The sequence below is a fragment of the Youngiibacter multivorans genome (genome assembly GCF_017873395.1).
Classification (GTDB): Bacteria; Bacillota; Clostridia; order Clostridiales; family Clostridiaceae; genus Youngiibacter; species Youngiibacter multivorans.
Window position 1 is genome coordinate 1 of sequence record NZ_JAGGKC010000042.1, and the last position, 17,170, is coordinate 17,170.

At 43.4% G+C, this 17,170-nt stretch carries 14 protein-coding genes; 3 read left to right on the top strand and 11 right to left on the bottom strand.

Features of this window, described 5'->3' with window-relative positions:
• Nucleotides 1-179: 179 nt before the first annotated feature.
• The 5 genes from J2Z34_RS16465 to J2Z34_RS16485 form a co-directional block, all read right to left on the bottom strand.
• Nucleotides 180-1,226, bottom strand: a complete 1,047-nt coding sequence (locus tag J2Z34_RS16465) for a tyrosine-type recombinase/integrase (protein ID WP_209460967.1) — start codon at nucleotides 1,224-1,226, stop codon at nucleotides 180-182.
• The gene (locus J2Z34_RS16470; RefSeq protein WP_245250881.1) at nucleotides 1,210-1,980 is read right to left on the bottom strand and encodes a tyrosine-type recombinase/integrase; all 771 of its coding nucleotides are present in this window, start codon (nucleotides 1,978-1,980) and stop codon (nucleotides 1,210-1,212) included. Before J2Z34_RS16470 ends, J2Z34_RS16465 begins: the two co-directional genes overlap by 17 nt.
• Before the next feature lie 190 nt (nucleotides 1,981-2,170).
• Nucleotides 2,171-3,406 (bottom strand): tyrosine-type recombinase/integrase, encoded by a 1,236-nt coding sequence (locus tag J2Z34_RS16475; protein ID WP_209460968.1) that lies wholly within the window; start codon nucleotides 3,404-3,406, stop codon nucleotides 2,171-2,173.
• Between the two features lie 397 nt (nucleotides 3,407-3,803).
• Nucleotides 3,804-4,481, bottom strand: coding sequence for a type IV toxin-antitoxin system AbiEi family antitoxin domain-containing protein (locus J2Z34_RS16480; RefSeq protein WP_209460969.1), 678 nt, complete (start codon nucleotides 4,479-4,481; stop codon nucleotides 3,804-3,806).
• Between the two features lie 271 nt (nucleotides 4,482-4,752).
• Nucleotides 4,753-5,613, bottom strand: coding sequence for an aldo/keto reductase (locus J2Z34_RS16485; protein ID WP_209460970.1), 861 nt, complete (start codon nucleotides 5,611-5,613; stop codon nucleotides 4,753-4,755).
• 105 nt (nucleotides 5,614-5,718) lie between these two features.
• Here J2Z34_RS16485 and J2Z34_RS16490 point away from each other — a divergent pair, with 105 nt between their 5' ends.
• Nucleotides 5,719-6,111: a MerR family transcriptional regulator gene (locus J2Z34_RS16490; protein WP_209460971.1), complete on the top strand. Its 393-nt coding sequence runs from the start codon at nucleotides 5,719-5,721 to the stop codon at nucleotides 6,109-6,111.
• Between the two features lie 273 nt (nucleotides 6,112-6,384).
• Here J2Z34_RS16490 and J2Z34_RS16495 read toward each other — a convergent pair whose 3' ends face one another.
• Complete coding sequence (locus J2Z34_RS16495; RefSeq protein WP_209460972.1) at nucleotides 6,385-7,041, bottom strand: helix-turn-helix domain-containing protein; 657 nt, start codon at nucleotides 7,039-7,041, stop codon at nucleotides 6,385-6,387.
• 249 nt (nucleotides 7,042-7,290) lie between these two features.
• Entirely contained in the window at nucleotides 7,291-8,091 is an 801-nt protein-coding gene (locus J2Z34_RS16500; RefSeq protein ID WP_209460973.1) for a Cof-type HAD-IIB family hydrolase, read from the bottom strand.
• 306 nt (nucleotides 8,092-8,397) lie between these two features.
• Here J2Z34_RS16500 and J2Z34_RS16505 point away from each other — a divergent pair, with 306 nt between their 5' ends.
• Entirely contained in the window at nucleotides 8,398-9,093 is a 696-nt protein-coding gene (locus tag J2Z34_RS16505) for a DUF554 domain-containing protein (protein WP_209460974.1), read from the top strand.
• A gap of 100 nt (nucleotides 9,094-9,193) precedes the next feature.
• Here J2Z34_RS16505 and J2Z34_RS16510 read toward each other — a convergent pair whose 3' ends face one another.
• Both J2Z34_RS16510 and J2Z34_RS16515 read right to left on the bottom strand, forming a co-directional pair.
• Entirely contained in the window at nucleotides 9,194-9,946 is a 753-nt protein-coding gene (locus tag J2Z34_RS16510; protein WP_209460975.1) for an esterase family protein, read from the bottom strand.
• Between the two features lie 40 nt (nucleotides 9,947-9,986).
• On the bottom strand, nucleotides 9,987-11,147 hold the full coding sequence (locus J2Z34_RS16515; protein ID WP_209460976.1) for an ATP-grasp domain-containing protein: 1,161 nt from the start codon (nucleotides 11,145-11,147) through the stop codon (nucleotides 9,987-9,989).
• A gap of 513 nt (nucleotides 11,148-11,660) precedes the next feature.
• On the opposite strand from J2Z34_RS16515, the gene J2Z34_RS16520 reads away from it, so the two are divergent.
• Entirely contained in the window at nucleotides 11,661-12,329 is a 669-nt protein-coding gene (locus tag J2Z34_RS16520) for a nitroreductase family protein (RefSeq protein WP_209460977.1), read from the top strand.
• 100 nt (nucleotides 12,330-12,429) lie between these two features.
• Here J2Z34_RS16520 and J2Z34_RS16525 read toward each other — a convergent pair whose 3' ends face one another.
• Both J2Z34_RS16525 and J2Z34_RS16530 read right to left on the bottom strand, forming a co-directional pair.
• The gene (locus J2Z34_RS16525) at nucleotides 12,430-13,512 is read right to left on the bottom strand and encodes a GerMN domain-containing protein (RefSeq protein WP_209460978.1); all 1,083 of its coding nucleotides are present in this window, start codon (nucleotides 13,510-13,512) and stop codon (nucleotides 12,430-12,432) included.
• 174 nt (nucleotides 13,513-13,686) lie between these two features.
• Nucleotides 13,687-16,314 carry a Cna B-type domain-containing protein gene (locus J2Z34_RS16530; RefSeq protein WP_209460979.1) on the bottom strand — a complete coding sequence of 876 codons (2,628 nt, stop codon included), beginning with the start codon at nucleotides 16,312-16,314 and terminating at the stop codon, nucleotides 13,687-13,689.
• Between the last annotated feature and the right edge of the window lie 856 nt (nucleotides 16,315-17,170).

A 17,170-nucleotide genomic window follows, 5' to 3' on the forward strand; every position in this document is an offset into this window, starting at 1 on the left:
ATTCAAGGTGTTTTGTGGTAATCATTACTTGATATATGCTAATGTTCTAAGCACTGTTTATTTCTTGATTTCGCTTGCTAACTCACGACTGAAGTTATCCAAACCTTAATTAAATCCAAACCTTTTGATACGAATATTGTTTTACAACATATGCTCAGATAAAAGGTTTGGATTTCATTTTACTTTTTTATTGGCTTTGTGCTACAAAAGTCTGTAAGCCTTCCTGTCAAATTTTTCCATTTAGGCTGGATCTTCTTATCATTTTCACTCTCTAGAGTAGCCAGCGCCTTGGCTTCCAGCACTGTTGTGATATCAAGATATACCATAGTTGTCTGCAGCTGCTCATGACCAAGCAGAAAAGATATCTGAACAATGTTCATGCCATCTTCAAGCCAATGGGAGGCTTTGGCATGGCGAAACTGATGCGCATGTAGAGTTAGCGGTACATCAGAGCATATTTCATGGGCTATCAGGGCATATTTTCTAAGCATTTTTGAAATTGCAGGCTGTGTGAGCTTTCCTGTGGAGCCGGTGTTTCTGGAATAGAATACATATGATTCTGGGTTTGGATCCGTTCCATGAAATTCCTTCATATATTTTCTCAAATGTGCAACTGCTTTTGGAAGTAGATACAATGTCCGCACTTTGTTTCCTTTTCCAGTAATTGTGGCATTTGGCTTAGCCTGATCCAGATGAAGCTGTCTTGCTTTGAGGGAAAGCATTTCATCAAGCCGTGCTGCTGTGCTATACACAAGAACCATAAATGTCAAATCCCTCCTTCCAGATGCAGTTTTTGTATTCGGACAATCCATCAGTGCTTTGACTGCATCACGGCTTAGACCCTCCACTTTCTTTTTCTGACATTTTCTCCGATTTAGTGCACAAGCATCATTAAAGAGATACATAAACTGGATGTCCCTTGATCCAAGATATTTCAGGAATACACGCAGAGATGCCAGCCTGTTGTTGCATGTCTCCGGGCTGCATCCCCGAATGGTAGCAAGCCAGCCCAGCCACTCTTCAATGAACGATCTTTCAAAGCATTCTCTATTCAAGCTTCTCTGGGTTATTCCCTTAATTGACTCAAGGAAGCTAATATACAGGGCAAGCGAGGTCCGATATGATTTCAGGGTGTGAACGCTCGCTGTTTTCTGTGAAGGGGCATATGTATTCAGGAAATCTGATATGTGGCGTGCAATTACAAGTGCTTCATTCCCAATCTTCATCGTCCACCTCTGGTATCAGAGCATTGAACCCATCTTCCGTGTGTTTCTCCAGAAAATGCGACATCCCTGGCACAAGGTAATAGTAATACCGAGTACTCTCAATCGCTGTGTGCCCCATGCTCTTGCTGAGATAAAGGAGCTTGTCATCAAAGCCAAACCCCTCACCTACCCAACGGTTGATGTTTTCAATGGCATAATGATGTCTCAATTCGTATGCTGTTGCACGGGAACGATTTACTGCATCCCATAGCTGGCGAAAATTCTTCTGAACCCAACTTCGTGTATGGAATCCTCCATTCTTCGCAGGAAAGAAATAGGCCCTATCAGGGTAAAGTTTCCCGATTGCCTGGTCATATGTCTGCATCAATCTGAGCATAGAATCATGCAGGACGATATAATGTTGGTCATGTCCCTTTGAATAGCGTATATCCATAACCCCAGTAGACATGTTCACTGCTTCTCTTTTAAGCATTCTTGCCTCATTTGTCCTGATGCCGCTGCTGTAAAGCAGGCGATAGAATACAGGTAAAGTTATCTGCCTTGATCTCTGTTCCATAGTGTGGGCATAAGGAGGAAGGCTGTCGCATTCATGGAAAAACCTCTCCAATTCTTCACTGGTAAAAGCATGCGGGATATATGTACTTTTTTCTTTCCTCGGAACATCCGGCGGCACAATGAGGGTAAGACCGCGTTCACGAAGATAACGTACAAAACTTACAACAACATAAATACGGGAACGGCAGGAATTATTCATTTCACCTTCACGCTGTCTGCACCATTAATCGACCATTTCCTGTGTCGGTTCCATGTTCTCTGGGTAATTCGATGAGCAAAAACGATCAAACATAATAAGAAAAGGCTCATAAGAGGAATCATTCCACCTATCTGATGCCTTTCGGTAACGTATGAATGATTGAAACAGCGAAGCAAATTTAGAACGGAATTCAGTCATTTTCAAACACCTCCTCTGCAACGGGAAATCCTGAAATATCCAGCGCGCATTCCTTCAGATGGTTAAAATTCGCACGGAGATAGGGTTCGAGAGAATCTGGAGAAGTGTGTCCTAGGGTGCGACTGATTACGGCCTGGGGGATGCCGTTGCCAAGAAGTGCGGATGCCATATGATGACGGAAGATATGGGTTCCTTTCCTCATACCAGGGGACTGGCGAACCCCTGCCTTCTTCATGATTTTTCCTGTGATATTTCCGATGCTCCTGCTGTCCAGCGGTGTGAATGGTTTAGTCAGACTGAGAAACAGATGCCTTTCGTCTGAATCGGTGCGTTCCGATAAAAGATAGTAATAAATGGCATTGCCGACCATTGCAGAAATCGGGAGCTCTAGCAGCGCCTCTGTTTTCTGCTGATGGATATGTATCCGATCATTTTGCCAATCAACTGCATCCAGAGTCATTCCTGACACATCGCAACTTCTCAATCCCGTATACATTAAAAGCATCTCGATTGCCCTGTCACGGAGTGTCAGGTCGTTCTCGTAGTCATCTAGTGCCGCACGGATTTTCGAAACCTCTTCGCCGGTAAGGTACTGGATATTTTTTCTGGTCTCACGCAGGGCGGGGAGAAAACAAAGGATTCTGCTGCATTCTTTTTCGTTCCAGGCAATCCCAGCCTTAAAGACGGCGGCTATGTCTTTTTTATAAGAACAGCTTTTGGTAAGTATTCCTTCTTCAGATATAAAGAAGGAAATGACCTGTTCCTCTGTGACCTTCTCCAAGTTGTCGGCGCCATCCTTCTGAAGTGTAAGAAGAAATGATGCTGCATGATGCGATTCGTTATAGATGGTTGTATCCTTTTTGCCGCGCTTCTCTTCCGCTTCGCAGTAAAAATCAATCAACTCTTGAAATTCAGCAACCAGCAGGTGGTAAACGCCACGGCTGAAAAGCGAGTGTCGGCGTCTTCCATTAGGATAATTTCCATAAAGATCAAATTGCTCGATTGCACCGATTATAGTTCTTTTGTTGCGCAGGTAATCCTTTGAATGCGGAGTATGCGTGTACTCAAGATAAATATCTGTGTAAGATGCCCATTGGTTTTTTTCTGTATTCCGAAGAATCCGGATGATTTCACCCCTTAATCGGCGTATATAGAGTTCGGAATACCCTTTGCTTTCCATATAGGAAATTAGTTCCTGATGATGTTCGAGAAGATTTCGAAAATCCATAGTATGACCTCCTCAATGTTATAGGACAATCATACAGGAACGAAATAAAATCCAAACCTTTTTCAGCAGGAAAGCGTAATGAGTCTTACTTTTAGGTTGATAGTTTGGATTTAATTAAGGTTTGGATAACTTCAGAAATCCAAACGTTTGGATTTCTGAAGTCACAAGTTTGCGCAAGCTTTTTCATCAACATCCAAAGTGGGCCTAGTCTTCATTTTCATAAGTATGAACGTCAGGAGACCACCCTTAAGAATGAAATTCTCCTTGTAGTGTGATTTCGAAATTCTCAGCAAAATTCCACTTTGCATGTGAAAACGTAGCAACATCTCATATGGCAGAGACTCGTTTCGTGCAATATTCTTCAATCGCATTTCAATTGATTTCGCAATGTCCTTCACTAAATAAGAACCTCCATATAGGTATTTAGTATTTTTTGAACTCTGCAGATTTTGGCATATTTTTGAAGCACATCCAGTTTCCTGTCATTTCTGCCAAAGTAGTTTTCAAGTGTTTCCTTTACAATATCTTTTCCAATTTTCTCCCTGTATCTCAGGCAATCTATTACAGTCTTTTCAAGGTCATAAACCCGGAAAGGATGACCACCGATATACTTTGTTTCTATCCCTGTTTCAAATGTATTTTTAGAGAAGTAAACGAGCTTTATCGGAGGATATTCAGGCAGAACAATTTTCTTGTCACGTTCAATTGCAACTTCATATACTCTTGGCATGTATGTTGTCAGACCATGGTAAGCCAGAGCGCTGCTAAGGCAGAGCACTCCATCTGGTACGATCTTTGCCACATCTACAATAGACACATCAAAGTTAAAATCGAATCCCTCTTCATTGGCTCTATAAACACCACGTTTGACGCCCACTATCTTCCCAGCTTTTTTCAGCGAATTAATATAGTATGGATTAATGTCTTCTTTTACCATATCTGCAGTTGTAGCATATCCATTATTTCTCTTGATTATCTCGAAAATTCTATTTGTCTGTTCAACCTCAACGCTTTCACTGACAGTCTTTTCTGTATTACAGTAGTTCACTTGTGTATATTCCCTTTTCGCTTTCACTTTAACCCTCACTTATGGCAATAACCGCATTAATTAATATATGCGGTTATTTTCTTAATTTATTATACCATACATTTTTGTAAAATCTACCACGCTATCTCATCTTACTGAGAAATGACATATTAATTCATTGGAATATGTGGATAATATATCCTCATAAAGTTTAAAGATCTTAAATCAGATCAGTTACTTTGGGAAGGCAGAAAGCCTTGCTGCCGATAGGCACGCAAGGCTTTCTTAATATTTAAAATCAATGTTACCCTAATGCCTCTTACATCAGGTCCCTTCTCTTCTTTATCAGCTCAACGAAAAGGTCAACGGTACTTGTATCCTGATGTGAGAAGAACAGACTCTTACCGGTATCCAAGGCTTTGATGGCTTCCATATCCTCTGCTGTCAGCTCAAAGTCGAACACTTCGAAGTTTTCCTGGATTCTTTCCTTATGTGTGGATTTGGCGAGTGCCACAACCTTTCTTTGGATCAGCCATCTTAAGATAACCTGAGCTACGCTTTTGTTATGCTTCTCAGCAATTTCCTTAAGCACCTGGTTTTCAAAAATTCCGTTCCTTCCTTCTCCAAACGGAGCCCAGGCTTCAATCTGAACGCCATTCTTGACCATGTTCTCCTGAGCCTTTATCTGCTGATTCAATGGATTTGTCTCCACCTGGTTGACCTGAGGCACTATTTCATTGAAGGCAGCTATGTCCGAAAGCCTGTCAGGATAAAAATTGCTGACACCTATGGCCCTGATTTTGCCTTCCTTGTACAGGTCCTCCAGTGCGTGATAAGCACCATAGTAGTTGCCAAACGGCTGGTGAAGAAGAACCAGGTCCAGGTATCCGGTCCTCAGCTTCCTCATCGACTCAAGAACTGATTTCTTTGTTTTCTCATATCCATAATTATCGATCCAAACCTTTGTGGTTATAAACAGCTCTTCACGTGGAACCCCGCACTTTTCGATTGCACTTCCAACAGCTTCCTCATTGAAATATGACTGTGCAGTATCTATAAGACGGTAGCCTATGCTTATCGCATCCAGAACGCACCTTTCACAATCCTCTTTTGGAATCTGGTATACGCCAAACCCAAGCAGCGGCATCTTTACTCCATTGTTCAGAATAACATGATCCATTTCATATCCTCCTTGATTCTCACAGCAATTTACATTACACTTCAACTATAATCCCCGTTAGTTACTACCGGTCAATACCCATAAGTGAATTTTGGAGGACAACCTATGTACACAATGAAGGAAACAAGCCATATGGTCGGGATGACCTATGAAGCACTGAAGTTTTACTGCAATGAAGGCCTGATTCCCAATGTTAAGCGGGACAAGAATAACCACAGAATATTTGATGACAGGGATGTCAGCTGGATAGATGGCCTTACCTGCCTCAGAAAATGCGGAATGAGCATAAGTGACATGAAGATCTATCTGAACCTCTGCCTTGCTGGTGAATCTTCAATACTTGAACGTAAGGCAATGCTCGATGCCCAGAGAAAAGTCCTGGTTGACAAGATACGAGAGCTGAATGATTCCATTGAATACATAGACTCGAAGCAGGAGTTCTACGATGATGTCCTTGAAGGCAAAACCAAATATTTCAGCAACCTGATTACTGTTTAAGATTAGCCAGGAAAGCCATTTACAGGCATTTTCTTCTTTTGCACACAAAAATTACCGGAATTTATTCCGGGCCAATGAAAAAGGACCCCATGCGGGGTCCTTTTTCAGGGAAACAGTATAGTTACAAAGGGTAGGGGTATTACTACCCTTGGATATGGGAGCTTATCCATGAAATTAGTATATCATCATTTATAGATATTTTTTTAACATGATTGTAAATAAATCGTTAATTAACGAACCATCTTACCTTGCAATCGCGCATTTTTCGAACACTTAGCCTATCTCATATTTCTTCATCTTGTAGTAAAGGGTGTTTCTCCCTATACCAAGAGTCCTTGCCATTTTTGAGATATTCCATTTGAGAGCTTCACCTGCATTGATTATGGCGAACTTCTCATATTCCTCGAGGGTTATCGGTGCATCTTTGGCAAGGTTATCCCTTGAATGAAGTGTCGCCTTGTCGAATCCCTGAGCCTTGAGATATGCATCATTAAGTGTCGTATCAGCTATCTCCCCGATCCTCTCAACAAGGTCATCCTCATTGAGTTCAGTATAGAAGAAGACAACTATCCCCTTCATATAGCCTGCAGAAAATACAGGAACTGCGCATGCGATGGCGCCGGAGTTCAATCTCCTCGTTATCGGCTTCCTTCTGTCCCTGGCTTCTTTTGAAATACACCCAAGCAGCGTATTCTCAGACAGCTTCTGGTTAACCCTGGTGTCCCTGATTATTGGAAGTCTTGTTATGTCCTTCTTCTCCTCATGCGTTATCCTCAGGTCTTCTGATACGATGAAGGTGGCATTGCATTTCATGGGAATAAAGCCCTCAGGATCGACCTCTTCGAGAAGACTCTCGAGTTCAGATTCCCTCAGACCATGATATGTGTCGGAATTGTTAATTCCAAAACTAGTCCTGTTTGCTGCATCCATTAAGTCCACCAACTTTCCTTATATATTGATAATATATTAACGAAAGTTAGTTTTCAAGTTAATTTATGGCAAAAGTCAATAATTACCACGATTACAGAAATAGGATAAAATAATGGGCAAATCTTCATTTACAAGGATTTCTGTTGTGAAATCCATTTTCAATAAAGGTCTGCCCACTTAAAAGTGTACTAAATTCGGTAAAAACTGCCAATTGTTGATACAGTCTTCATGTGTATGGATTGTTCATTTTCAGCCCAGACTGGATGAAACAAGCCCCAGGCTCACCAGAGCCTTGAGTACACCCTCCTTGTCCACATCCTCTGTTATGTGGTCAGCCTCTTCCTTCAGAATGTCGCAGGCATTCCCCATGGCTATGCTTACATCTACCACGCTGAAAAGAGTCCTGTCATTCATTCCGTCACCGAAGGCGTATGTCTCATGGTCCTCACCGAAGTGCCTTCTGACAGCAAGTGCCCCTTCAGCCTTGGAGCTTGAGGTGAACAGTACGTCGTAAGCCCTGTAGCCTGTCTGCCTGATGAATGTGAATTCGCGAAGGAACTCCCTAGCCTTCTGCTCTTGCTCCTTGGTATCTATGAACATGATGAACATGTTTATGCCCTGGTAGTCTCTTACCCTCGCGTCTTTGGCATACTTCTGCGGCATCTTCGCCATTGCAACATATTCCATGAGTTCCTTGTTTCCCAGATGGCTGTAGTATGCATACCTTTGAGTTTCAGCAACGTACATGATCTGGTTGGCATCAAGGAAATCAAGCACCTCTGTAAGCCTTTCTCCGGTCAGGCTGACATTGTGGACTATCTCGCCATCTATCTCGGCATATGCTCCGTTGGAGGTCACGTATCCGTCCACAGGAAGGTTCCGAATATGGTCGTCCATTATAGAAAGCGCTCTTCCTGAGCAGAGGACAACCTTTCCGCCCTTCTGCCTTATCTCTTCAATTGCCTTTATCGTGGCATCAGATACCTTATCCTTGCCTATCCTGTATTCCACCAATGTTCCGTCAATATCAAGAAATACTATCTTCTTCAAATCATCAACTCCAAAAATCTTCTCTGTCCATTCTACCACGGGCATGGTGATTCAGGTCAATATTGTGTCCAACTAACATAGAAATGTCCAGAGGTCATTACTATGAGCAATATGATCATAATTGCTCCTTGCCCGGCTTAGTGCGCTACAGGTACCTCGAGTATTTTCATCTTGATTGAATAGCTTCCCATAATCCCTTATTCGACTTGTATAGAATTGAATATTTTACCGGTGATTTCTGAAATTGCTGTGATATAATACATTGGTAGGTATAAAGATGCAAAACCAAGGAAGGCGGTCAGTCTCATGATGCTAGGAAACTTCGTCAACGTAGCGGCGATATTAGGCGGAAGCCTGTTAGGATTCATATTCAAGAAAAAGATAAATAAGAATACTTCAGCAAGCGTATTTCGGGTCCTCGGACTTTGTGTGATCTATATTGGGATTGCAGGAGTGCTTGAGACCAAGAATCCGCTTCTTCTCATAGTCTCAATGGCCATAGGCACAGTTGTCGGAGAAACGCTGGATATTGAGGGCTTCCTGGAAAGGATGTCCCAGAGGCTTGAGACGATGCTTAAAGCCGATGAAGGAAGCGGCCTCAAGGAAGGTTTCCTGACTGCTACACTCCTCTTCTGCGTGGGATCCATGGCAATCATAGGACCTATAGAGTCAGCGCTTACAGGAGACCATACAACGCTTTTTGCAAAATCCGTTCTGGACGGAATATCATCCATAGTATTTGCAGGAACGATCGGTGCAGCTGGAGTCATGCTCTCAACTCTCCCACTGTTCACATACCAGGGCTCCATAGCGATATTTGCAGGCATACTGAAGCCATTCATGACCCCTGATCTTATTACTGCACTCGCTTCCACTGGATCACTCATGATCCTGGGGCTTGGTCTGAACATGGTGCTGGATGCGAAGCTTAAGATCTCAAACATGCTGCCATCCCTTCTGGTACCTGTAATCTATTTCTCAGCATTGGCCCTGATAGCTTAGATTAAGACTGCTGGATCGAATACACTTATTATGATAAATGAAAAATCAATAATGCCAGCTGGAAGCTTTTCATAAGCTTCCAGCTGGCATTTTAATTGTCCTAAACCATTCCCCTGTATTCCAGAAGCCTTTCAAGAAAGTATACTATCTGGACTCTCCACCATGGCCAGTCATGTGCCACTTCGTATCCCCAGAAATCAACCCATGCAGGTATGTTCTTTTCCCTGAATATGTCTCCGATCAGTCTGGTATCCCTTATGGATTCTGCCTCAAAAGCACCCTGCCCGACACATACTATGATGTCTCCGTTCCTGTACCTGTCGAGATAATATGAGTCATCGATGTTCTTCAGGTAATCTACCGGCGAATTGATGTACACGTTGTAGCCGAAGTCTTCTCCAACGAAGAACCTTGCATCGTAGATACCGCTCAGGGCAATGGTAGCATCGAACACATCCGGATGTCTGAGGTAGATGTTAAGTGCATGGAATGCACCCATGCTGGAGCCGTGGGCGATGAATCCGCCGTACCAGCCAGTCTGTTCCTTGATGAGAGGCACAAGCTCCTCTACTATGAAAAGGTCGTATTGGTTATGGCGCTTTGCCCGCTCTTCGCTTGGCAGTCCATAATTATACCAGCTTTCAGAGTCGACTGAATCAGGTGTGAATACTCTGACAAGTCCTCTGTCTATGAGATGTGCTATGGCATCTATCATCTTGAAGTCCTCGAACTCATAGAACCTGCCCCCTGATGACGGGAATACTATCATCGGCTTCCCGGCATGTCCGTAGCTCTTGAATTCGATGTCCCTGTTAAGGTTCCTTGAGTAGATTTTCTGATAACTTATCTGCATGTTTAGCCCTCCTTGGTTCCCTTAAGTCATTTTTCTTTTGCTATTTCTTTTCAAGGATGAACTTCACCCTTTCCCTCAGATCCTCGAATTCCTCGACCCTGAATATGAAAGCATAATCGCCAAGTGCCTTGGACAGTATCTTCGGTATCTCTCCATGGTAGAGTATTCCGGTATTGTACCTGTATACCACCTCATCAACTGAATTCCTGTAATTGGCTGAAAGCTTCCTGCCTGTATAGACACAGTAGTATTTCCCAAGAAGGTTCGCATCATATTTGTTTCTTGCCACCACCTGAGCATACTGCCTGTACATGTCGACGTCATTGGCGAAGTTCCATATGTCCACAGAGTAGCCTCCAGGCGGTCTGATGTTGACCTCCAGCGCTACAAGCTCTCCAAGCTTTGTCCTGAAGAATTCAATATGAAAGAACCTCTCTTTAAGGCCGAAGGCTGCTACAGCCTTTCTTCCCATTTCTTCAAGGTCATCAGGAATATTCTTCTGGGAATAATAGAAAATATCAAGGTCAGAATTAACTACATCCATTATGCCGTTGCTGAATATGAAGCTCGAAGAGAATACCACATCACCATCCTGGTCTACAAGGCCATCATAGCTGTGTATGTCACCTTCGATATACTCCTCAAGGATATATTCTTTTCCTAACCTGGTGCTGAAGAAGTCTGCAACATCCCTGTCGCTTACAAGAAGCATAGTATCCTGAGCCCCAACTCCCATGTCAGGCTTTACCACTACTGGGTAGCCATATTCGGAAACCAGGACCATAGCTTCCTCTTCGTCTTTCACAACAGCGCCTCTTGCTACCGGAATGCCGCATGACCTGAAGACTTCCTTCATCTTGGACTTGTACTTCATCTTGTCCATATCGTTAATCTTAAGCCCATGAACATTGAAGTCAGTGCGCAGCCTTGCATCCTGCATCAGCCAGTGCTCATTGTGGGACTCGATCCTGTCGATCTTCCCATACTTGTGCGTGAAGTACCCCATGGCCTTCAGCATTTCATCATAGTTTTCCATATTCTCTACCCTGTAATATTCCGTCAGGGTTTTCTTAAGGTCGCTGTTCAATTCGTCATATTTATCCTGTCCAAGTCCCAGAACATTAACGCCCTCTGCCTTCAGCCTTACGGCGAAGTTTGAATAGCCCCTCGGGAAATTGGGTGATATGAAAACATAGTTCATTTTTAATCCCGCCTTCCGATATTTGCCCGCCTGCAACACGCCTGCCAGACAACTGAATTTTCTTAATTATAGCACGATTCAGGTCCAAACGACATAAAAAGCAGCGCCTCAATCGCTTCCCACATAGCCCGTGAACTTCATCAGTGGGAAATATAACTAAATTCCAGTAATCCACTGCTTCCACCGGAGAAGAAAACTAATGGCGAAATGATTGAGGATATGAATGGATGTGCACAATTGTAAAAGATTTAAGCATGATAGATATTTGTCAACCAGAAGAGTAAAATTATTAATATAGAAGTGATGAATAAGTGAAGTTTGCGTTATAACCTGAGTAATTCGAAAGCATCTCCTTTTTCTGTTTTCGCATTGTTTACTTTACGGTTTCTAAATTGGACACTGATTTGCTTTCCATGCAGCTGCAGCTATTAGAGGTTGTTTACTCAGGATGTTGCCGATTCTGACAGCAGCTTTGCTTTAGAGAACTGTTAAAAGATCTTAAGGAGAATTGTCATGGAGATTATGGAAACAATGAAATCACGACATTCTGTAAGGGCATTCAATGACAGAAAAATCGATTCGGAAACCGCAGGCATTCTTCAATCATTCATAAGCAAATGCAACGAGGAAAGCGGACTTGATTTTAAGATGGTGCTTGAAGAACCGAACGCACTCGACTGCTTCAAGTCACACCTCAGGAAATTCAGCAATGCGAAAAACTATGTAGTGCTTATCGGAAAAAAGGCTGATGATCTTGCTGAAAAGGTAGGCTACTATGGCGAGAAGGTTGTCCTGAAAGCAACTGAGCTGAGGCTTGGTACCTGCTGGGTTGTAAACACTTACAGCAAGAAGAAATGTGAGTATGAATTAAAGGAAAACGAAAAGCTGGTAGGTATTATCGTATTTGGCTATTCAGATACGCATGGGGTTCCTCATGATATGAAATCAGTTGAAGAGCTGAGCAGGGTAAACGGAGACATGCCCGATTGGTTCCGCCGCGGCATGGAGGCAGCCAGGTATGCTCCTACCTCCTTCAATCAGCAAAAGTTCCTGTTCACTTTGGATGGAAATAAGGTATCAGCAAAGGCTGGGATAGGAATAGGTGCAAAAATCGACCTCGGAATTGCCAAATGTCATTTTGACCTTTGTGCTGGCGATAGAGACTGGAAATGGATTAATTGAATACGCAAAATGATTCTCTATCACCAGCAAGTATTGGGCATAATAAGACCGGACCTGGCAATTTCTGTTGCCAGGTCCGGTTTTCATCATAATTTGTAATTTATGGTTCAATCACCTTGCTGTAGTCAACCTTCAGATACTCATCCTCATCTAGCAGTATATGCCCAGATTCATACGTCTTGTCATCAACTGTAAGCATTACCCTTGTCTCTCCATAGAAGTCTCCAAAGGTGTTAGTGACACTCTGCAGTATCATCGCTTCAAACTCAGATCCGGCATTCATCTCTGTTACGAATTCCTTCGAAAGGTCGATATATACCATGCCGTCATCATTTAAGTAAAGGCTGTTTATCTTGGTGTTGGCGCTGAGTATGTTGGAGTTCTTCTCTGTTCCAACTGCCTTATAGACATCCTGGAGTATTATCCTTGTTATGCTGTTGGTCTTGAAGGTTACTTCCTTGTTGACCCTAATAAGCTTTGCATCAGAATTTGTGACATAGAATGTCATTAGCCTTGAATAAGGCTTGTTCTTCGTGACTGTCTTAAGGCTTGATGAAACCTCGTCAGTTCCCGGATTGTACACCATCTTTACCAGTCCAACGCCCTTAACATAGTAGTTTATAGTATCTCCGGTAGCTCCATCTATAGTTACCTCAACTGCCTTGTATTCACCGTATGGAACCTTCACTACTACATCGATTCCTGTTATTGTGCTCTTGCTGCCGTCAGGCATCATCCAGGTCGTACCCTTCGCAATTGGCGCCTTCAGCAGTATCTCAGGCTTTCCTGAATCCTTCTTGATGAAGCTTTCCCTGAAGTATGTCTCGCCTCTTGAATAAACAATCTTCACTTCGTTGTCATCAGCTTCGATAATCTTCACTATTTCTGTTCCGCCGTTGTTGTCCCTTATCTGTATCCTGTTGCCGTCAATGTAGTCGACTGTCCTCGTAAATGTTGCGTATTCGTTGCCCATCCCTTCAAAAATATATTCCACATCGCCTTCGAATGGGAAGTAGTCCTTAACAGAAACAGCCTCTGGTGTTTCCGACGTCGATGGCACAGATGGCGTCGTAGGAGTCGCAGGCGTAGTCGGATCTACGGTAGGCGTTGCAGGCTTTGCACCGCATGCGAACAGAAGCGTAAGCGCTGCCACCATTCCCACTGTCCTTATAATCTTTTTCATTTTCAGCACCCCTCTTATAGGTCCTTTTCTTTACCATAGAAATATTATGGCCTTGTTATGATTTAATTATAGGACATGGATACTTGTGAAGGTTACTAACAGTTAACAATTCGGTTCTATTTTCATTGCAATTTAAGAGGCCGCCTTTTCAGGCGGCCCCGGGATCTAAATCCGTCAGGTCCTCTTTCTCCTCATGAGAAGTACTCCGCCGATTACCGCCAATGCTCCAAGAGCATACAGCAGCTCGCTTGGAATGCCTCCGGTCTGAGGAAGTTCTTCCTCTTCAGTGTTTGGTATCTCTACATTGAACACAAGCCCTGTCCTGTCAATCTTGATGGCATAGGTCTGGGTTGTAAGCACGTAGCCTTCTGGTGCAAGTATCTCTGATATTATGTACTCGCCTACTGGAAGTACTGCCTTAACCAGTCCGTCAGCACCGCTTGTGCCTTCAAATACAACAGTTCCTGCCTTGTCCTTAATTACAACCTTTGCTCCGGCAAGGACTGCCTTGGTAATTGAGTCTACCTTCTTGATCGTTATGTCTCCCATTATCTTGACATTCACTACCATCGAAGGTGTAGGTATGACAGTCTTTCCCTGCTCCGTAATGGCTACAGGTATTACTGTGCTGCTCTTCTCATAGCCTGCAGGTGCGCTGATCTCCCTGATGTTATACTCACCGAAGTCCACATCCTTGAACCATACAAGTCCGTCTGTGAGGCTTGTAGCAGTCTTAATCGGTGTTGCGAATCCAGTGTCAGCCTTGCTGTAAAGTCCGAATACTGCTCCTGCAAGAGGCATGTGCAGCTCGTCATGCTTGTAGAACTCTATATCTCCCTTGATCCTTGTATTCGTTACTGTGTAGCCTACGACCAGCTTGTCATATCCAGGTACGGCTACTTCATCAACGCTGTAGGTGTAAGGATGTCCATTCAAATCTGTGACATCCAGGTTGTTCCAGGTGTATTCTACAGTTCCGTTAGGTATCGTAACAGGATCTCCGACTGGCATGACTTCTCCGCCTGCGATCTTCCTGTAAAGCTGTACCTGGATGCTAGGCTTGACCTCTGGTCCGCCTACCCAGATCTTCTGCAGTGTAACATAGGTCTTCGGAGATACATATTCATTGGTGATCTCCATGCCTTCCTCAACCTTCTCATAGTTCTCCGGTACGCCTATTTCCTTAACGGTATAGGTGTACGGATGTCCATCCATGTCAGTTGTAGGCAGGTCTAACCAGGTATATCCTGTCCATCCGCCTTCAAGCTCAACCTCAGGTCCTACCTTCACAGGATCTCCTCCTGCAATGCTCCTGTACAGCTGAAGCATGATGTCAGGCTTCTCTTCCGGTCCGCCTACCCAGGTCTTCTTAGCCATTATGTCAGTCAGTGGAGGCTCATAGGTGTTGATCACCTCAAGCCCGTCAAGAGTCTTCACATAATTCTCAGGTACTGCAGTCTCATCTACAGTGTAGATGTAGAGCTTGCCGTCTCCGTCAGTCTTAGGCATATCCTCCCAGATATGGCTTGTCTCACCGTTATGAAGAACTACTGGATCGCCAACTGCCATCTTCACTCCGCCTTCAATGTGCCTGTAGAGCTGAAGCGAAATGTCAGGTCTCGGAACAGGTCCTCCGACCCATGTCTTCATACCTTCTACATCAATAAGCGGCGATTCATAGGTATTGGTTACAGTAAGTCCTGACTCTACCTTGTCATAGTTCTCAGGTACTCCTATTTCCTTGACAGTATATGTGTACATGTTGCCCACTGGATCCGTCTTAGGCATATCCTCCCACATAACCATTGTGGTTCCATCTGGAAGGTCCTTCGGGTCTCCAACAGCAATCGGCTCTCCGCCAGATATGCTCCTGTACAGCTGGAATGATACTGTAGGCTTCGGGCTTGGCCCGCCTACCCATACCTTGTTTGCAGTTACGTCTATCAGCTGCATCTTGATCTTGTTGGTTATTGTAAGTGATGCATCCGGGAAATCTCCGGTGAATTCAATTACTCCGTCATTGGTTATCGTAACCTCATAGAGGTCTCCATAGCCTGGTTCTGTTACAGTATAGGTTCCAGGCTCAAGGTTCTCGATTACGATATGCGAACCGCTTGTTACAGTCCTGTATATTGGAGGTGTGCCATTATCGCTTGTTATAACGATGTTGAAATCTCTGGCCTCACCAAGTGGATCGCCGTTTGCATCAAGCAGTACCTTGTTGATTGTAAGGTCCCCAAGGTATATTATGTCATTTCTCATCATAGATACGGTCTTGTCAGCTCCGAGCAGCCTGTACTGCAGGCTTGCACCTGGCCATTCTGCTGCGTTGTCTGAAAGCTGAGCCTTGAATTTCAGCGTAAATTCTTCGATTGCGACGAATTTCGCGATATCTTCGATTATAAGTGTAAATGTCAGAATGTCACCTACCACGACAGGTGTCGTGATCGAGTAGCCTCCAACTATCTCAGCAGGCTCGCTGCCTGGAGTGAAATCATCCAGTCCCTCATAAAGTACGAAGTATCCTGCATGCTCATATCCAATTATCCCGCCATTATTGTAATCCAGTTCAACAGTAAACTCCGTCGGTACTCCGTCATAGCTGTTGACACCAAACTTCAGGTCAACCCAGTCAAGCTCCATATATCCCTTTATAGCACCGGTCGTCCACAAGCTGTTAGCCTTGTGCCAGCCTTCAAGCGTATAACCTGTATTTGCAAGCGCAGATTTTGTAGCCACCAGTGAAAATACCATCATGAATGCAACGGTGAGTGATAGCAGCTTCTTCAGAAACCTGTTCATGGTTAAGCCTCCTTCCAAAGACTTTCATATATCAGAATGTGTAACAAATACAAAAACCCTGAGCATACTCAAGGTTCCCAAGCTTTTCTTCATCACGTTTTCCTTTCGGGATTGTAAAGCTCGGTTCCTCGCCATTTGAAAAATCCCATTTTATTGGTATCTTTAATATAATTAATATTTGCATATATCTCTAAGTTCATATTATCACTGTAGCTTAACCTTTTCAATTTCAACGCCGTGAACATATTATGCATTTTTTGTATTTATTCAACATAATTTGGACACTTTGTATCAATATTTTTATTAATCCATTACTTATTCTATATTTTAATATCAATAAAACAATTATTACTATTCGACATTTTGTTTAGCCTATACTTACATTCATTAATATTGATATAATCTATTTAAATATTTATTAGTTTTATAAATTATTATCAATGTTCATCCCTGGGTATTCTTACCCTATCCATGTATACGCATGTACGCTCGATAATCTTGAATACGCTATATCTTGATCCTGAATCTGAATTGCAGACAACCGAGCACCACTCACTCAATGCCCAATAGCCACTCACAATTTCATCTTCCGTTTGAATAATAAATCAATCATTTTTCGCTGTCATCATCACCACCACCTCCACCTCCACAACCACCTTCATCATCATCATCACCATTTTCACCATGATCGCCGTCATCGTCGCCATCGCCGTCATAACTGTCATCATCCAAATATGATTTCGGGGAATATGATTTTAGATAAATCAGTACCGCCGGCTTAGCCGGCGGTTTGCACAGACCCTATAAGGGTCTATAACCTGCTGCACCCGTAGGGGTGCATGAGGCGGCCGCCAAC